The sequence below is a fragment of the Paenibacillus daejeonensis DSM 15491 genome, from assembly GCF_000378385.1.
In the GTDB taxonomy this organism is placed as follows: domain Bacteria; phylum Bacillota; class Bacilli; order Paenibacillales; family Paenibacillaceae; genus Paenibacillus_D; species Paenibacillus_D daejeonensis.
Map to the genome: position 1 here is coordinate 797,131 of NZ_KB899660.1, position 17,055 is coordinate 814,185.

The 17,055-nt window shown below is 52.4% G+C and carries 15 protein-coding genes; 9 read left to right on the top strand and 6 right to left on the bottom strand.

The window, feature by feature from the left end; translation table 11 throughout:
* Positions 1-79: 79 nt before the first annotated feature.
* Positions 80-274, top strand: coding sequence for a hypothetical protein (locus F556_RS0110645; protein WP_020616933.1), 195 nt, complete (start codon positions 80-82; stop codon positions 272-274).
* Positions 275-441: 167 nt separating this feature from the next.
* On the top strand, positions 442-1,614 hold the full coding sequence (locus tag F556_RS0110650; protein WP_020616934.1) for a putative glycoside hydrolase: 1,173 nt from the start codon (positions 442-444) through the stop codon (positions 1,612-1,614).
* Positions 1,615-1,678: 64 nt separating this feature from the next.
* On the opposite strand, the gene pfkA is transcribed toward F556_RS0110650, so the two are convergent.
* Both pfkA and F556_RS0110660 read right to left on the bottom strand, forming a co-directional pair.
* The gene (gene pfkA, locus F556_RS0110655; RefSeq protein WP_020616935.1) at positions 1,679-2,647 is read right to left on the bottom strand and encodes a 6-phosphofructokinase; all 969 of its coding nucleotides are present in this window, start codon (positions 2,645-2,647) and stop codon (positions 1,679-1,681) included.
* Complete coding sequence (locus F556_RS0110660) at positions 2,640-3,764, bottom strand: tetraprenyl-beta-curcumene synthase family protein (RefSeq protein WP_020616936.1); 1,125 nt, start codon at positions 3,762-3,764, stop codon at positions 2,640-2,642. The genes pfkA and F556_RS0110660 overlap by 8 nt, the downstream gene beginning before the upstream one ends.
* 226 nt (positions 3,765-3,990) lie before the next feature.
* On the opposite strand from F556_RS0110660, the gene F556_RS0110665 reads away from it, so the two are divergent.
* From F556_RS0110665 to pepF, 6 genes are all read left to right on the top strand, one after another.
* Positions 3,991-5,313 (top strand): hypothetical protein, encoded by a 1,323-nt coding sequence (locus tag F556_RS0110665; protein ID WP_020616937.1) that lies wholly within the window; start codon positions 3,991-3,993, stop codon positions 5,311-5,313.
* Positions 5,314-5,334: 21 nt separating this feature from the next.
* Positions 5,335-6,513: an MFS transporter gene (locus F556_RS0110670; protein WP_020616938.1), complete on the top strand. Its 1,179-nt coding sequence runs from the start codon at positions 5,335-5,337 to the stop codon at positions 6,511-6,513.
* Positions 6,514-6,577: 64 nt separating this feature from the next.
* Positions 6,578-7,237 carry a nitroreductase family protein gene (locus F556_RS0110675; protein WP_020616939.1) on the top strand — a complete coding sequence of 220 codons (660 nt, stop codon included), beginning with the start codon at positions 6,578-6,580 and terminating at the stop codon, positions 7,235-7,237.
* Positions 7,238-7,316: 79 nt separating this feature from the next.
* Positions 7,317-7,550, top strand: a complete 234-nt coding sequence (locus F556_RS0110680; protein WP_020616940.1) for a hypothetical protein — start codon at positions 7,317-7,319, stop codon at positions 7,548-7,550.
* Positions 7,551-7,572: 22 nt separating this feature from the next.
* Entirely contained in the window at positions 7,573-7,758 is a 186-nt protein-coding gene (locus F556_RS0110685) for a hypothetical protein (RefSeq protein ID WP_020616941.1), read from the top strand.
* A 336-nt stretch (positions 7,759-8,094) separates the two neighbouring features.
* Positions 8,095-9,894, top strand: a complete 1,800-nt coding sequence (gene pepF / locus F556_RS0110690; protein ID WP_020616942.1) for an oligoendopeptidase F — start codon at positions 8,095-8,097, stop codon at positions 9,892-9,894.
* Between the two features lie 395 nt (positions 9,895-10,289).
* On the opposite strand, the gene F556_RS0110695 is transcribed toward pepF, so the two are convergent.
* The 3 genes from F556_RS0110695 to F556_RS0110705 all read right to left on the bottom strand — a co-directional run bounded on the left by F556_RS0110695 (position 10,290) and on the right by F556_RS0110705 (position 14,979).
* Positions 10,290-10,874: a TetR/AcrR family transcriptional regulator gene (locus F556_RS0110695; RefSeq protein ID WP_020616943.1), complete on the bottom strand. Its 585-nt coding sequence runs from the start codon at positions 10,872-10,874 to the stop codon at positions 10,290-10,292.
* A gap of 25 nt (positions 10,875-10,899) precedes the next feature.
* Positions 10,900-13,944 (bottom strand): efflux RND transporter permease subunit, encoded by a 3,045-nt coding sequence (locus tag F556_RS0110700; protein WP_020616944.1) that lies wholly within the window; start codon positions 13,942-13,944, stop codon positions 10,900-10,902.
* 159 nt (positions 13,945-14,103) lie between these two features.
* Positions 14,104-14,979, bottom strand: a complete 876-nt coding sequence (locus tag F556_RS0110705) for a DUF92 domain-containing protein (protein ID WP_020616945.1) — start codon at positions 14,977-14,979, stop codon at positions 14,104-14,106.
* A gap of 114 nt (positions 14,980-15,093) precedes the next feature.
* Between F556_RS0110705 and F556_RS0110710 the strand changes: the two genes are divergently transcribed.
* Entirely contained in the window at positions 15,094-16,254 is a 1,161-nt protein-coding gene (locus tag F556_RS0110710) for an HD domain-containing phosphohydrolase (RefSeq protein ID WP_245583041.1), read from the top strand.
* A gap of 29 nt (positions 16,255-16,283) precedes the next feature.
* Here the strand turns inward: F556_RS0110710 and F556_RS0110715 are convergent, their stop codons facing one another.
* Complete coding sequence (locus F556_RS0110715) at positions 16,284-17,030, bottom strand: glycerophosphodiester phosphodiesterase (protein WP_020616947.1); 747 nt, start codon at positions 17,028-17,030, stop codon at positions 16,284-16,286.
* Positions 17,031-17,055 lie beyond the last annotated feature (25 nt).

The window sequence follows — 17,055 nt, forward strand, 5'->3', positions numbered from 1 at the left end:
GATGCTTTGTTTCACGCCACTGGTAGTCCCTCATTTCTTACGATAATTCTTGGAATTTTCGCAGAAAGGGTGATGCAAGATGGATCATGAAACGGTAACACTATCGCGGATTGTCGAGAAGCTTGCACCGGAGATGTACTCATTCCTGACAGCAAACGAATTGCAACTGAATATCGTGCTGCGAGACGGACTGGCGGTGCTTGAACCGGAAGACGCGATCGAAATCGTGCAGCACAGTATTTGTGAAGTCCAGAAGCATGTGTTATTGCAGTGAGGATATGGCTGCCCCTTCTTTCGCCCAGCGAAGGTGAGGGGCAGCTTTTTATTTGCCAGATGTTATTCAATACGCAAGAGACGACAATATCCTACCTTTTGCTCTGTCCAATCTATCCTCAACTGGTCTATACTGGTACCATTATACGGACAAGGAGAGGACAAGAAATGGAAGTTATTTTTTCAATGCTTGCCGTTATGTTCGGCTTGCTCTCCGGACCTTCTAATGGGGATGCGCCGACATTGCTGGACGCCCTCGGACCGATTCCTGGTATGGCACAGCAAGAACAACCCGGCCAAGAGACACCGCCCAATCCAGATATCTTCGTCAAGACAGATCCCCAACCCGATGCTCCGGTGGTCAAAGGCATTTATGTCACCTCCCACAGCGCTGGCGGTGAACGCCTGGAGCAGCTGCTGGAATTGATTGATACGACGGCTCTCAACAGTATGGTGATTGATATCAAGGATGATCACGGCTACATAACTTATCCTAGTACTAATGAAGAGATGCTGCAGCTCGGTGAGACCCGCCGATTTATAGCAGATATCGAAGCATTGCTGGAGAGACTGAAACAACATGAAGTCTACCCCATTGCTCGAATCGTCGTCTTTAAGGACAGTGTGCTGGCAGCCAAGCATCCCGAGCTGTCGTTTGTACAGTCAGATGGCGCCGTCTGGGAGAATGGTCGCAAGGAAAGTTTCGTTAATCCGTATCGCCAGGAAGTGTGGGATTATAATATCGCCATTGCAAAAGAAGCGGCGCGCCTGGGGTTCAAGGAAATCCAGTTTGACTATGTTCGGTTTCCTGAAGGCTTTGAGAACCGAGCCGATGCCTTGACGTTTGACCGTACGGATGAGAGCCGGGTGCAAATCGTCGCTGACTTTGTCAAATATGCCCGCGAGCAGCTGGAACCGCTTGGCATCCGGGTTTCCGTTGATATTTTTGGTTATGCAGCCTCGGTTCCTGCAGCTGAAGGCATTGGACAAGACTTTGTCAAGCTGTCCAAGCATGTGGACGTCATTTCACCGATGGTCTATCCCAGCCACTACAGCACCGGATGGTTTAATCAGGACGTTCCGGACAAAGCTCCCTACGAGACAATCAAAGGTTCCATGCTGGACACGCACAAGAAGCTGGAACCGCTCGGGCATTACAAACCTGTGATCCGCCCGTGGATTCAAGACTTTACGGCGAGTTGGCTAGGAAAAGGACAATACATTCCTTATGGCAAAGCAGAGGTTGAAGCGCAAATTCGAGCTCTGAAAGATACAGGTATTGATGAATATTTGCTCTGGAACGCCGGCAACCGCTACACACCGGAAGTTGTATACGATTGAAACAAAAAAAACCTATCTTGGTCCCCCTAGCACAAGGGGAAGGATAGGTTTTTTTATATGCCCATTATTGGGACAGACGGGAAGCAAGTTCATACAGTTCTGTATTGAACGCCTTCTTCGTACCGACAACTTTATCGATATCCGTCACTACATATTCACCGCGAACGATGCCGCATCCTTTGCCGGAGTCTCCTTCGATCAGCTTGCGGACGGCGAAATCGCCCAATTGGCTGGCCAGGATCCGGTCATTATGTGTTGGCGTACCACCTCGTTGAATGTGACCAAGCACGGTTACACGCGGCTCAATGCCATTACGCTCGGTAATTTCACGGGCGACGTCCTCACCCTTGCCAGCTCCTTCGGCTACCAGAATAATACTGTGCCGCTTCCCGTGCTGGAAGTTCTCATGCATCCGGTTGGCAACGACATCCAGATCGTAAGCGACCTCTGGGACCAGAATGGTCTCGGCGCCGCTGGCGAGGCCCGCATACAGAGCAATGTCACCGCAATGGCGTCCCATAACCTCAACAATCGATGAACGCTCATGCGACGTCATCGTATCACGCAGCTTGTTAATTGCGTCGACGACAATACTGACCGCAGTATCAAAGCCAATCGTGAAATCTGTAAATGGAATGTCATTGTCGATCGTGCCGGGCAAGCCCATCGTTTTGATGCCCAGCTTGCTAAGCTTCTGGGCTCCCTGATAAGAACCGTCGCCTCCGATGACCACCAAACCATCGATGCCGCGCTCGGTCAGGATATCTGCTCCGCGCTGTTGCCCTTCCGGTGTCAGAAACTCCTTGCAGCGTGCGGTCTGGAGAATCGTGCCGCCCCGTTGGATAATATCACCCACGCTCCGAAGATCCATTTGGCGCAGGTCATTATTGATCAGTCCCTGATATCCCCGCTGGACACCATACACTTCGATTCCATGGTACAGTGCACTCCGTACTACTGCTCTTACTGCGGCATTCATGCCCTGCGAATCGCCGCCGCTCGTCAATACTGCAATTTTCTTTACGTTAGACATCTTGCTTTTCCTCCTCAGAATTCGTGAATCCAACTTCACTTTTGCGTTTGCTGCGAATATAGTTGCTGTTCACCCAGAAGAACAATCTTGCTAGCGGACTGCGCCGCATGATGACTCTGGATATGTACCGGACATCTTCCTGTTCACGCACTTTGGCATCAGACAGATATAACGCCTGCAGTCCCTCAATCACCATCCGGTGAAAGCGCGCTGCGGGCAGCGCACGAACATCCTGCAGCGCCCTAGCGGCCATCATCTCGAGCCTGGCGGTTAGCGTCGCGCTATCTCTGTAATAGGTGCAGAAGTTCAAATCTCCCTCTCGCCGGTCTTCTTCCTGGTCAATTAGATAATCAAGCAGGATGTGTAAACCGCTGACATGAGGAAAATAGCCCCCAAATACAGCTTCCGCCTCAGTCTCGTCCAGCTGCTGCTGGGCAGCCGCCAGGAACAATGCGAACATCCCGAGCGTAGATCCGGTCGCCGCTGAAAATTCGAACCATTCCAGATGCGAGCTCACATCTCGGTGATGATCCCGCCACGACCTGAGCATGTCCTCTCGCTGGTCAGGCTCGATATGCTTGTACACCTGCAAATCGACATACCAGCCAACCAGTCGACCGAGTGGCTCAAGTATGATGGGATGGGAAGGAAGTTCCTTCAGACAGCGCTGGCAGGTCGCGACCAATTCCTCCAGATAGCCCCCGTCCCCGGCGATGTCCCGAAAAGCATAATAGTCCTTCGGCTCTGCGCCGGGAGTCGTAGCATCCTGCATCGCCTGATGCAGCTGCCTGAAATCCGCTTGGTCCAGTGAAATACTACGGTCGCACAGATTATCAAGATAATCGCTGATCGTCTGCAGCGCGACAATCAACGGGATCAGCAGATCGTAGCTGGCAGGAGCGGCAGCGGCGTACACCGCACCCCCCTGACAATGAAAACGCTTGGACTCGATGCTCGCAAGCGCCTGCGACCGCAGCTCTTCATCCGGTATCCTGGCCGCGGCAGCTTGCCAATGCATGAGCTCCTTGTCCACCAAGGGAAGCACATGCCTGTACATCCGGAACATCAGCCCTACCGGCGTGGCCGGCGCAGCTTGCCAATTACGCTGAGCTCTCACTGCAAGTCCTCCCGGATCTTCAGAAATCCCTGTAAACCTCCAAATTTAAATGTACCATTTCACCACTCATTTATCCAGTACTTCTGGCCCGGTTAACCAAAAATACAAGAAAGATCAGCCTTCACATGGTATACTGGAAACCATGCAAGTCAAACCGGCTGTTGCCGCCACTTGCAACAAGCCATGCGGTTTGACGCCAGTTCGTTTATTAAAGGAGCCGCATCCTATGAATCCGCATCAGCAAGCACCTGTGACCATGAAACGATTATGGTCTTTTTTTCTGCCGCTCGGGGTGGCTGCCTCCCTGGTTACCATCTCTCACGTCATCATTAACAGCACGCTCAGCCGTGCTGCCGAGCCGGAGCGTATCATTGCGAGCTACGCCATTGCGCTCAGTTTGATTGCCATGACGGAACGTCCGGCGGTGCTGCTCCGACAGACCTGCTCTGCCCTGGTACGTGACCAACGCTCCTTCCGAGCGATGCTCAAGGTGGCTCAAATTGTTTTTGCCAGTATTATCTTTCTAGGCTTACTCGTGTGTTACACCCCCTTGGGCACCTTCATCTTCACCCGATTGTTTGGTGTCGAGATCGACCGCGTCGGGGACATCATTAACATTTATCAAGTGCTGATGTTCGTCAGTCTGTTCTCGGGCATCCGTTGCTTGTATCAGGGCGTCATCATCTATAATCTGCGCACCAAGTGGCTGACCATCGGTATGGCGGTTCGGCTCTTGGGCATGTATCTGGTTTCGCTCTATTTTATTCATACCGGTATTACGAGCGGTGTGGTCGGTGCGATTATTTTCCTGATCGGCATGATGATTGAGGCAGCTGTCAGCTTCGCTGAGGGCCGCTCTTTAGTGAAGAAAATGCCTGAGCGCGACCTGGAGCATCCGGAACAGGGGCGACGGGAAATCTTCACCTTTTATAAACCGTTGCTCTTCTCTTCCTTGATTACCGTCTGGATCGGACCGGCGATCAATGCCATGCTAGGCAAATCCTTCGATGCCGTGCTCGCTATCGCCTCGTTTGCCGTGGCTGCGAGTGTCGTCGGGTTGATTACCAGCTTCTTTAGCTATTTTCACCAGATTGTTCTGAATTTCTATCGGATTGATCCGGGGGCTGTTCGAAAATTCACGCTGATGACGGGGTTTGTTCCTGCAGCGCTAATTGGATTGCTTGGGTACACGCCAGTCGGTGACTGGTTTCTAGGGTATGTGATGGGCGTGGAGGGCAACCTGCACGCCGCCACCCTCCAAGCGCTACAGGCCTTTGTCCTGCTGACGCTCGTTATGCCTTGGCTCGATGCTCTGAACGGCCTTGTTATGGTTCGCGGCCAGACACGGCTCATTCTCGGGTCCCAAGCAGCTAATTTCTCTTGCACCCTGCTGACGCTTTTAATTCTGATCTGGCAGGTACCCGAATGGAACGGTGCCATCGGCGCATGGGCCCAATCGGTTGGCATGCTGGCAGAATTCTGCTTTATTGCCCTGGCGCTTCGCTTTATCAAGCCCATGGATACGGTCATTGCAGGTAATCAACGTTAAAACGGGAGTGAATTCATCATCATGTCTGTACCAACCGGCACCCCGCAGCCTTTATCGAAGAAAGCCACCCAGGAAGCATGGCGGCTGCGAGCGTTCAGCTTTTCGTTTTATACCATCATGGCTTTGGTTGTATCCTATTTTCCGCTCTACTTCTACGACCGGGGATTCTCCGAGCAGCAAGTCGGTATTCTCTACTCCATTGGACCAAGCGTATCGATATTTGCCAATCTAATCATGGGCCTGGCCAGTGACAAATACCGGACCATCCGCAAGCTTATGATGCTGCTGCTCGCCGGTCAGTTGATTATGATTGCACTGCTGCTCCCGGTGAATCATTTTGTGCTCGTCTGTTTCATCATCGGTGGCTTTTATTTCTTCCAGACGCCCATGAATTCACTGAATGACAGTCTAATCTTATTGTCCGAGCCTCATACGGGCAGGAGCTACCCGTCCATCCGCATCTTCGGCTCCATCGGCTTTTCCATTGCCGCCTTGCTGATTGGCCAGTTTCTACAGGACAGCGGATCAGGAGCGACGATGTATATTGCGCTAGGCGCGATTACCATCACGCTTGCTCTATCGTTTCTGCTCAAGGATTATCAGGGCTCGCTGCGCAAAATTGAGTTCTCCGGCTTCTTTAAACTCATTCGCAAGCCGCAGATTGTTGTCTTCTTCCTGTTAATCCTGGTCCTCTCTGTGGCCCATCGTATGAACGAGGGCTTCCTGGCGATCATTATGAGGCAGATGGGTGCCAGCGAGTCCATGATCGGGACGGCGTGGATGTTATCCTCCGCGAGTGAGATTCCGATTCTCTACCTGCTGGGCAAGTATGGCCACAAGTTCAAGGAACTGCCGCTCCTTGCTTTTGCCGGGCTCACGTATGCACTGCGCTTCTGGCTGCTCAGCATTGCTACCGGGCCGGAGTGGATGGTTCTGATTCAAGCCATGCACAGCATCACGTTTGGCGTCTTTTTCTCGACAGCCCTTCGTTACCTCTCGGTTCTGATTCCGGATGAATATCGTGCCTCCGGGCAAGCCATTTACGCGGTGGTCTGGACAGGGTTTGCAGGATTGCTCGCCGGGACAGTCGGTGGATTCGTTATTGAGCAGCATGGACCCACCCTGTTCTTCCAAGTCGGTATGACCATCTCTCTGCTAGCCGCAGCTGGTTTCCTGGTCAAGCATCTCCGAAGCAGATAAAGTGATCCTAAAGCGACTTTTCGGACAACCTCATTTATAATAAGGATGAAAGGACAGGTGACGTATGAGCAACACGGAAACCTATCAACAGTTAAAACAAATTATCCATGACCGTCGCAGTGTGCGCAGCTTCACGGAGCAGCCGGTAGACAAAGCCTTGATCCGCGAATTAATTGATTGTGCGCGTTATGCCCCTAGCGATACCAACTCCCAAACCTGGGAATTCATCGCCGTCGTCGGACGACAAGCCATTGAAGCCATTGAGGCCATGACCTGGGAGCAGTTGAATCTGCGTGCTGCTGCTGCCGAGGCCGAAGGTTTGAACCGGGAAGCCCGTCTCCTGCTTAAATCCTTCGGTCCTTACGCGACCGCATTCTCCGATGCGCCGGCTTTGATTGTTTGTCTGGCTACACCGTACACTTCGAAATTCAGAGATAAAATCTTTGATCCCATCCAGCTGGCACACGAAGATGTGTGGCGCGAAGAAGGCATCAAGAGCAGCTGCCTGGCTTCACAGAATCTGATGCTTGCCGCCCATGCCCTGGGACTGGCAACCTGTCCGATGACTGGCCCTGTCTTGCTTGCAGAGCAGCAGCTCAAGGATTATCTGGGCGTCGAAGCGAGCCGCCAGGTCAACATGGTTATCGCGTTGGGGTATCCCGCGGCGGTACCTGGCAAGCTGCCACGCAAAGAAGTCGAAGAGATCCTGCGCTTCGTCGACTGATCGGTTGGCGGTTGCACTGGAGTGCCTGAATTCGCTATGATGGGAGCAAGACCAAGAAAAATATGGAGGTGGACGACCGATGTTCAAAAAACATGTCATCTACAAGACAGACAATTACAATATGCTGACTGTTGAAGTTCGCGGTAAAACCCTGGTTGTCCGTGAAATCTCCGATCAATGGGGCGAGGACTGCCATGAATTTTTGAGCCGTCCGCAATTGCTTCATTGGGCGGAGAACCGCTATCGCCCCGAGGATTACGAGGGCCGAGAGCAAGAACGGGATGCCATTATCGCAGCCATAAAAGAAGTTTAATCTTATTGCCCTGGAGGACTCAATGAATACGACTGTATCCGCCATCTTTATTATTTCCGCCTTCGTCCTGGGCGGCGTGATCATGCTGTATCGGGAATCCATTCCCGCCCGGCTGCGGCGTGGACTGGCGCTGACGGCGATTTTCCTCATTGCCTTTGCCTTTTTCCTGATCGTCTACAGTCTCTTTATGATGGGCAGCGACGGATAGTTTATAAGCACTTTTCAGCACCGAGAAGGTTGGAGGCAGGAGGAAATGAGGAGCGGAGCGTAGTGGAGACTACGTGAGCACCGGAAGTTCCGACTGCATTCAAGATTCGATGTCGAATCCACTTCTTCGATTTGCTTCGTGATCAAAAGTGCTAGTGTAGTGCATACTAGGCCAAACATTATGGAGGAGAAGTGATACTCCGTGAGCAAATGGCCAATGCTGCTGAAGCTCTGTCTGTCGCTAAGCCTGATTGTACCCGCTGGATGGCACCAGCCTGCGAAACGCCCTCTTACAGCCGGCGCAGGCGATATTATACATAGTCCAAGGAGGAAACCCATGAACGCTGTTATTAAACGGTCTGAGACCAAGCCCGAGCACCGCTGGAAGCTGGAAGATCTTTTTGCAAGCCAGGCTGACTGGGATAAAGAGTATGCCCTCGCCACCGCAGCGATTAAAAAAATTGCACAGTACGAAGGTAAACTGGATGACGCGGCACAGCTCAAAGCCTGTTTTACACTGGAAGATGAGATCAGTCTGCACGTGGAGCGTCTTTATGTCTACGCCAACATGCGTCATCATGAGGACATGGCAGCTCCCGAATACCAAGCGCTCTCTGACAAAAGTAAAAAGCTGAGCGTGCAATCTGGAGAAGCCACCTCCTTCATATCGCCCGAGGTGCTGTCCTTGCCGGACGAGAAGCTGGAGAAGTATATTGCCGATCCAGAGCTTGCGCCATTCCACTCAACCCTCAAGGAAATGCGTCGTCAAAAAGCACACACCCTCTCCAAATCCGAGGAGATGCTGCTCGCCCAGGTTGGCAATGTATCGCAGGCGCCAAGCACGATTTTTGGCATGCTCAACAATGCTGATCTGAAATTCCCCAAGGTGAAGGATGAGAATGGCGAAGAAGTCGAGCTGACGCATGGCCGCTACATTCAGTTCCTGGAGAGCAAGAATCGTGAAGTACGCCGTGAGGCTTTTGAGAAGATGTATGAGACGTACGGCAAAATGAAAAATACGCTGGCCGCCACCTTGAACGCCAACGTGACAAAAAATACATTCTACGCCAATGCGCGCAAGTACCCATCCGTATTGGAGATGTCCCTGTTCGGCGACAACATCTCCAAGGATGTGTACACGAACCTGATCGATACGATTCATGAGCATCTGCCGCTGATGCATCGGTATATGAACCTTCGCAAGTCGCTCTTGAAGGTGGATGAGCTGCACATGTACGATCTCTTCGCTCCGCTGGTTGAAGAGTTCAAGATGGATATCTCCTATGAGGAGGCCAAAGCGCTCGTCAAGGAGAGTCTGAAGCCGCTCGGCGAAGATTACCTTGAGGTGCTGCAGGAAGGCTATGACAAGTCGTGGATTGATGTGTATGAGAATGAGGGTAAACGCAGTGGCGCTTATAGCTGGGGCGCATTCGGCACCCATCCTTATGTTCTTCTGAACCACAAGGATAACCTGAACAGCATGTTCACGCTGACGCATGAGATGGGCCACGCCTTGCACTCGTATTATTCGGATCAGGAACAGCCTTACCGGGATGCGCAGTATACCATCTTCCTGGCTGAGGTGGCTTCTACACTGAACGAAGCCCTCCTAATGCATTATTTGCTGGAGAAATCGACAGATCCGAAAGAAAAAATGTATTTGCTCACCTACTATGCGGACCAGTTCCGTACGACCGTCTTCCGTCAAACGATGTTCGCGGAATTCGAGAAGATCATCCATGAGAAGGTGGCCGAAGGCGAATCGCTGACTCCACAAGAACTGAGCAAAATCTACTATGACTTGAACGTCAAATATTATGGCGAAGACATGGTTGTCGATCAGGATATCGAGATGGAGTGGGCTCGTATTCCTCATTTCTACACTAGCTTCTATGTCTATAAATACGCGACGGGCTTCTCAGCAGCCACAAGCTTCTCCAAGCAGATTCTTGAGGAGGGTGAGCCGGCTGTCGAACGCTATCTTGGATTCCTGAAGAGCGGCAGCAGCGACTATTCCATCGAAATTCTGAAGAAGGCTGGCGTGGATATGTCTTCTCCGGCGCCAATCAGTCAAGCGATGAGCGTCTTCGAAGATTTGATCTCGCAGATGGAGCAGCTGGTAGCTCAAGGGAAATAATAAGCAGGCTCGAATGTGAGTAAATAGAGGAACAAAGGTGCGTTACAGCCGGCACTCAACGGTTTGTGAGGCAAATAAGGAAACAAAGGTGCGTTACAGCGGGCGCCCAACGGTTCGCGAGGCAATTAGAGGAACAAAGGTGCGTTACAGCGGGGTCCCAACGCTTCGCGAGGCAATTAGAGGAACAAAAGTGCGTTACAGCGGGGTCCCAACGGTTCGCGAGGCAAATAGAGGAACAAAGGTGCGTTACAGCGGGCATCCAACGGTTCGCGGTCGCATCTGAACCACAAAAAATATGCCTAGATGAAAAGCAGGTACCGATAATTGGTACCTGCTTTTTTTGTCTTCACCACTCATGAATTAACGTTCTAATGGCCGTTATTCTATCCCCTCTGCTAGACTGGCTTCGCCGATGCGCCTCTGCATCCGTCATGGAATAGCCGCACGGCAAACTCAATCCGTTGCTGGAGATCCTCTTCCGTAAAGGTCTGAGCGGTCAAGATATCCATCTTGAACACCTCCAGAATGCCGATAAAGGAAGCGGCGTGCATCTGAGGCTCCGCGATGTCGGCAGCTTCCAGCATGGCGGCTACGGCAGCCATATAATTACGACGGAAGGCATGCATCATCTCCATAAGCGCCTTGTCACTGTTGGGTGCCTGGAAGAACAGACGCGGATACCGCTTCACGCCATAATAATACGACAGATGATGGGTGGCGATTGCCCGTAACTGCTCCTGCAGGCTATGCTGCGGGCGCAGTATTCGCTCCAGCTTGCCGAGGAAGCGGTCATGATCCCGCTTCGTCATTGCGGTGAACAATTCTTCTTTGCTTGAAAAATAGAGATACAACGTTCCCTTGGCGATACCTGCCTCATCAGCAATCTCCGACATCTTGGTTTCATAGAACCCTTTGGTGCCGAACAACTGGTACGCGGCATCTAGGATGATCGTCCACTTGTCGCCCGGTGCGGCACTCACATCCAACCCCTCCTTGCTACTATACTTACCGGACCGCGCTCTCCGCAGCCCGTTGTTCACGCTTGTGCTGTCTGTGGAAGGCCAATTCATAGACGACCGGCAGGAAGATCACCGTCAGCAGCGTCGAGGTAGTCAATCCGCCCACCACAACAACAGCCAGGCCTCTGGAGATCAGTCCCCCCTCAGGCGTCGAGAAGACAAGCGGCAACAACGCGGCAATTGTCGCAATCGCCGTCATCAGAATCGGACGCAGGCGTGTCTTGCCGGATTCGATTAGTGCATCGCGGATGGTCATGCCCGCATTGCGGTTATGATTGATTCGGTCTACGAGCACAATCGCGTTGGTCACCACAATGCCGATGAGCATGAGCAAACCAATCATCGCGCTCATGGACAGCGGTTCACCAGCGATAACCAAGCCCAGCAAGGCGCCAATCGGCACGAATAGCAGCGACGTCATAATGATAAATGGCACGCGTGCCTGACCGAAGAAGATCAGCATCGTCAGGTAAACGAGACCTACGGCAATCAGCATCGCAATTCCAATATCGATAAAGGTCTGCACCGTTTCATCACTGCCGCCACCTGATTCCAGTGATACACCCTCCGGGAGGTCCAGCGTACGGACCTGATCGGACACGTCGCCTGAAACGGCACGGACGTCGTTGCCTACAACTTCAGCCGTTACTCTTGCATATACACGCGTATTCAGCTTTTGAATCGAGGTATACACTTCTGTCTGTTCGATGGACGCCACCTCACTCAGCGCCACCGGTCCGGCGGGTCCATACAGCATGATGGAGGCTAACTCCTCGCTGCCCGCCAACGGCTCGTCATAAGCCAGACGAAGCTCCCGCGATTGGCCGTCGAGTACCAGATCACCCGCTTCTACCGGCTTGGTGCGGTCCGATACCATGCCAAGCACCATGAAGGACGAGAGACCATATTCTTTCATTTTAGCATTATCCAGCTGCACAGACCACTGCTGTTGCTTTTCTTGCATATTATTCGACACATTTTTCAAGTCTGTCCGCGCGAGCATCAGCTCTTCCACTTGGGCCGCGGCTTGCTCCAGCTGCTCCAGATCTTCTGAGAACAGGTCGATATCGACATTGTTATTGCTCGGCGGGCCGCCGGTCGCTTGTTCCTGAATGGAGAAGCGGGCTGCCGGCGAGGCTTCATCCAGAATACGCTGGAATTCCGTTTCCAATCGACTGATTTCCGTTATGGTATCCATGCCGTCAGCGAGCTCAATATAATAGACGGCCCGATTCGGCAGTGATGATCCAGTGGCAAAATCAAAGCTTCCGATCGAGACAAACCGCTTGTCATAGCGGTCTTCGTCTTCCTCCAGTCGCTGCTCAATCAGCATCGAGACCTCGCTCGTCTTCTCCAACGTTGTAGATGGAGGCAGCTCAACAGTCGCGGAAAGAATTTTTTGCTTCTCATTGGGCAGGAAGACAAAACCTACGTTGCTCAATTGATACAGCAGGCCGGAACCGAGCAGCAGCAGCACAGCAGATCCCATGACAATGGCCTTGCGACGCAGACTGAACCGTATGATCGAAAGGTACCAACTGACGTAAAAAGGCTCTTTGTTCTCTTCATGCATCTTCACGAAGGAGACTCGCGCCAATACAGGTACGATTGTAATGGAGACGATTAGGGACGCGACCAAAGCTACAACAACCGTTAGCGCGAAGGGCAGGAAGAATGCGCCCGTGATGCCGCCAACCAGTCCCAGCGGCAAGAATACGACCACCGTAGTTATGGTTGAGGAAAGAATCGCACTCATCATCTCGCGCGTCCCTTCCTTGGTTAGCGTGGTTCTGTCACCTTGCGGATTCAGCTTCATTTTGCGGTAAATATTTTCAATGACGATAATACTGTCGTCCACCACACGGCCAACCGCGACGGTCATACCAGCCAAGCTCATCACATTAAGTGTCAATCCCCACCACTTGATGAAAATCGCTGCAATTAGCAGTGAGAGCGGGATCGATAATACAGCAATGAACGTGGCGCGGAAGTTACGCAAAAATACCAATACGACCAAGGCTGCAAACAGTGCACCGAACAGCCCTTTGGATACCAGCTCGCTGATCGAGCTTTTGATGGCATCGGCCTGATCGAAAATCATGACATAGGAAATCCTATCTTGATATTTGTCCAGCACGCTGACAACACTATCAGCTACTTCAACGGTATTGGCATTTTGCTTCTTATTGATCAGGAGCGCCATACTCTCCGTCAGATTATAACGGGCAATTTCACCTCGTGTCTCCATCGGTGCAATCTCAGCGATGTCACCCAGCACGACCGGACTCCCTGTAATCGGGGAAAGGATCGTCAGTGCTTCCAGTTCACTCTGTCTAGTCAGTTTTTGCTCAATATGAATCGGTACAACAACCGCTTCCTCCGTTAGGGAACCGGCAGGAAAAGAGAAGAAAGCTTCATCGATATTCTCCTGAATTGCTTGCAATGTTATTCCCGCCATCGTCGCTTGCGCTTTGTCTACCGTAATCTGGAGATACTGCTGGCTGACAGCAGACAATGCAGCCGAATTCACGCCGCTCAGCTGCTCCAATTCAGGCTGCAGCACCTCTCGCACCCATTGCTCGGCATTCTCACCTTCTTTAGTGAACAAGGCGAGATTGACTACCGGCACCGAACTGAAGGAAAAACGGTTTACAGTCGGCGTTTGTACTTCCTGGGGCAGGTCCGCCCTGGCGACCAGGTCCGCAACTTTTTGTGTAACATCGTCCATATCCGTACCGATCGGAAAAGATAGTTGAAGCCGGGCAACACTCTCCAGCGATTGGCTGGTCAGACTGTTCAGCCCTTCAACCCCATTAAGCTGCTCTTCCATTACCGAGGTTACCTTCTGATCGACATCCTCCGCCGACGCTCCAGGGTACACAGCCGTAACCGTTAATTGAGGAAATTCAATGTCGGGCAGCAAATCAGATTTCAGCGTCAGGAAACTGTATACCCCGCCTGCGATTAGCAAAACAGCGATGATCAGGACAGCTGCCGCATTTTTCAAACTGAATCGGGTCAAAAATGACATGGTTTTTCCTCCTGGTTTGTATGTATAATCTATATGACTGACTGGTAAGTCACTGTCAGTATAGAGGCATTGTATAATCTTTGTCAAGGGTATATCGTCCGCAGTTTCTGCGAACCAAAAAACCAGCCTGATTCCCCATCAGACTGGCTCTACTCTATCTCATATCCACAAAAATGCCAGCAACACAGCCAATAGGCCTGCCACTGCTGCTGCAAGTAAATTGACGACATCATTGGTCATCCAACGCCAGCCCCTGATCTGCTCGGCGGGAACATCACAATGTTGGGCTCGTTCGGTCTCTTTTCCACAGCTCCTGCAGCGATACATAACCTGGCATACTGCTCCCAGCCATGAATCCACGAATGCGCCAACCAGACCTGCGATGGCTCCTATTACAGCCAGCACAACCCCCAATTGCAGGGTGAAAGGCGGTGCCGAAACCTGCTGCGCAAGCGGTGCTACGACCGCCAACACAGCTCCCGTCAAGCCAATGAGTCCCGCTCCAGCAAAGGCTGCGCTGCTCCCCAGAAACGTTACACCGCCGCTGGTGCCAGGCTCCACACGATGCCACCCGATTAGTGCCCGAGGAGCCGAGCGGCTGAGCGCTCCAATCTCCGTTGCCCACGTATCCGCATTGGCAGAAGCCATCACCCCGACAAATGCAAACAGCCATAACGGATCCGGCCAGATCGCATGAGCAAGACAGAGCGCGAGCCCCAGTCCGCCATTCGCCCATACCTGACCTGCATCGCGCCGGCTTCCCTTGGCATAGCTTGCTTCCGCTTGTTGCTTGGCCCGGTGCCTGCGCTTCCAACTCGACCACGCGGATGAGGTCACGAAGAACATAATCAGGCATCCGAACCAGACTGGTCCGCCGAGCGTAACGAAAGCACTGCCCATGACAGCGGCAGACAGGGCACCTGATCCCGACAAGGATTGGCGGCGGTAGGCGGCCCCGGCGATGAGCACGCTTCCCAACATTCCCAACAGCAGACGTACCCACCAAGACTCCGTGACAGTCAGCCACCATTGCATTGCCCATCGCTCCTCATTTGTTTTAACATGTTGCAGGATTCGACATGAAGACGTCGAATTATGCGGTATTGCTTGATCTATTCTCATTTATTGTCATTAAACTGGGATGAAGGAGTGTTACCTCTGCACGAGTCGGCTTCCCCTACACAACGTTCGGCCAATGCTCTTCATGAGCTTCCGCCAGGGCAGATCCTGCGAATCATCTTTGACTATACCGCTAAAATAGCCGACGAGCAAAGCCTTCAGCGCGTGCTGAGTTTAATGGCAGATATGGGCCAGCAAATGATTCTTGCCGACCGGTGCGCAGTCTGGCTGATTGACCACAAACACCAAGAAGTGTACACAACTGTTGCTCATGGTACCGAGGAAATCCGGATCCCGATCGGATCAGGGTTTGTCGGGTATTCCATCCAGCATGGTGAGCCTCTGTTAATTGAGGACGCCTCTGCCGATTATCGGCACAACGCCAACAATGACCATAAAACCAATTACTTGACCCGGACCGTTATCACCGTGCCGTTCGTCGGCAATGACGGTCATATCCTGGGCGCCTATCAGGCTGTTAACAAACAGTCCCCCGGCCATGTGTTCACACAGCGCGACCTTGAATTCCTGACACTAGCCGCGTCCTATGCCGGCAAATCATTGGAATCTGTCATGCTGCACGAAGAAATCGTCGCGACCCAAAAAGAAATCCTCCTCACCATGGGCCAAATCGGAGAGAGCCGATCCAAAGAAACCGGCAATCATGTGAAGCGGGTCGCCGAGTATTCCTACTTGCTGGCGCTTGGCATGGGTCTGGACTCTGAGCAGGCTGAGCTGCTCAAAATGGCTTCACCGATGCATGACATCGGTAAAGTCGCTATTCCCGATAGCGTACTACATAAACCAGGGAAACTGACAGCACAGGAGTTCGAGCTGATGAAGGAGCACACCGTGATTGGTTATCGGTTGCTCAACAAATCCAACCGACGACTCCTGAGGCACGCGGCTCGCATTGCCCATGAGCATCATGAGCGGTGGGATGGCTCGGGTTATCCTAGAGGGATTCAGGGGGAGGCAATCGACTTATTCGCCCGCATCACGGCAGTAGCCGATGTGTTCGACGCACTCGGCAGCGAGCGGGTCTACAAGCCTGCCTGGGAGCTGGATCGAATTCTTGCTTTGTTGCAGGAAGAACGCGGCCGTCACTTTGATCCGCTAATTATTGATGTCTTCATGCAACAACTCCCCGCCCTCCTCGCTGTTCGCGAGCAATACCGGGATATGAAATAGACTATGCCTTACGAAGCAGCTGACGGGACTTAACGCTTCGCAGCTGCTGACGGCCAGAAAACCTTCTCCCACCGGTCCGGGTAATTCGTACAGATCATAATGGCCGGATCAATGGCAGCCAGCTTGCGCATTGCAGCCGGATCGTTGACGGTCCAGGCCATGACTTGAATGTCTGCTTCCTTAAATGCGGTCATCCTGGCTCGCGAGAGATGCCGATAACCAATGGACAGAAAGCTGCATTCCAACTGCTCCAGTTCGTCCAGCAGACTCGTCGGCGCAGCATCGATAATCAGTCCCGTCTGAATGTCGGAGCTGAGACTGCGTACGGTTCTCAGTGATGAAGCATCGAACGAGGTGATGACCGTATCATGCGCCAAGTGCCATTTATACAACAGTTCCACGACCTTCTCTTCCATCCCGGGATAACGGCCGCCATACGTTTTTAGCTCTACGTTTAGCCTGCACCGTCCAACTGTAGCTTCAAGCACCTCTTCCAATCGCGGAATACGCTCGCCCGCAAAGGACCGACCGAACCAGCGACCGGCCTCAAGCTTCTGCAGCTCCGCAGCTGTTCGCTCTCCCACATAGCCTTTGCTGGCAGCTGTTCGTTTTAATTTGTCATCATGAATGACGACAGGTACGCCATCCCTGGATAGTTGGACGTCCAGTTCAATCCATTGAACAAAGTCATACGACATGGCCTGCCGGAATGCGCTCATCGTGTTCTCGGGAGCTTCTCCGGAAGCACCGCGGTGGGCGACACACCCGTTATCCATCCTTCTCCCCGCCTTTCTTTATTCT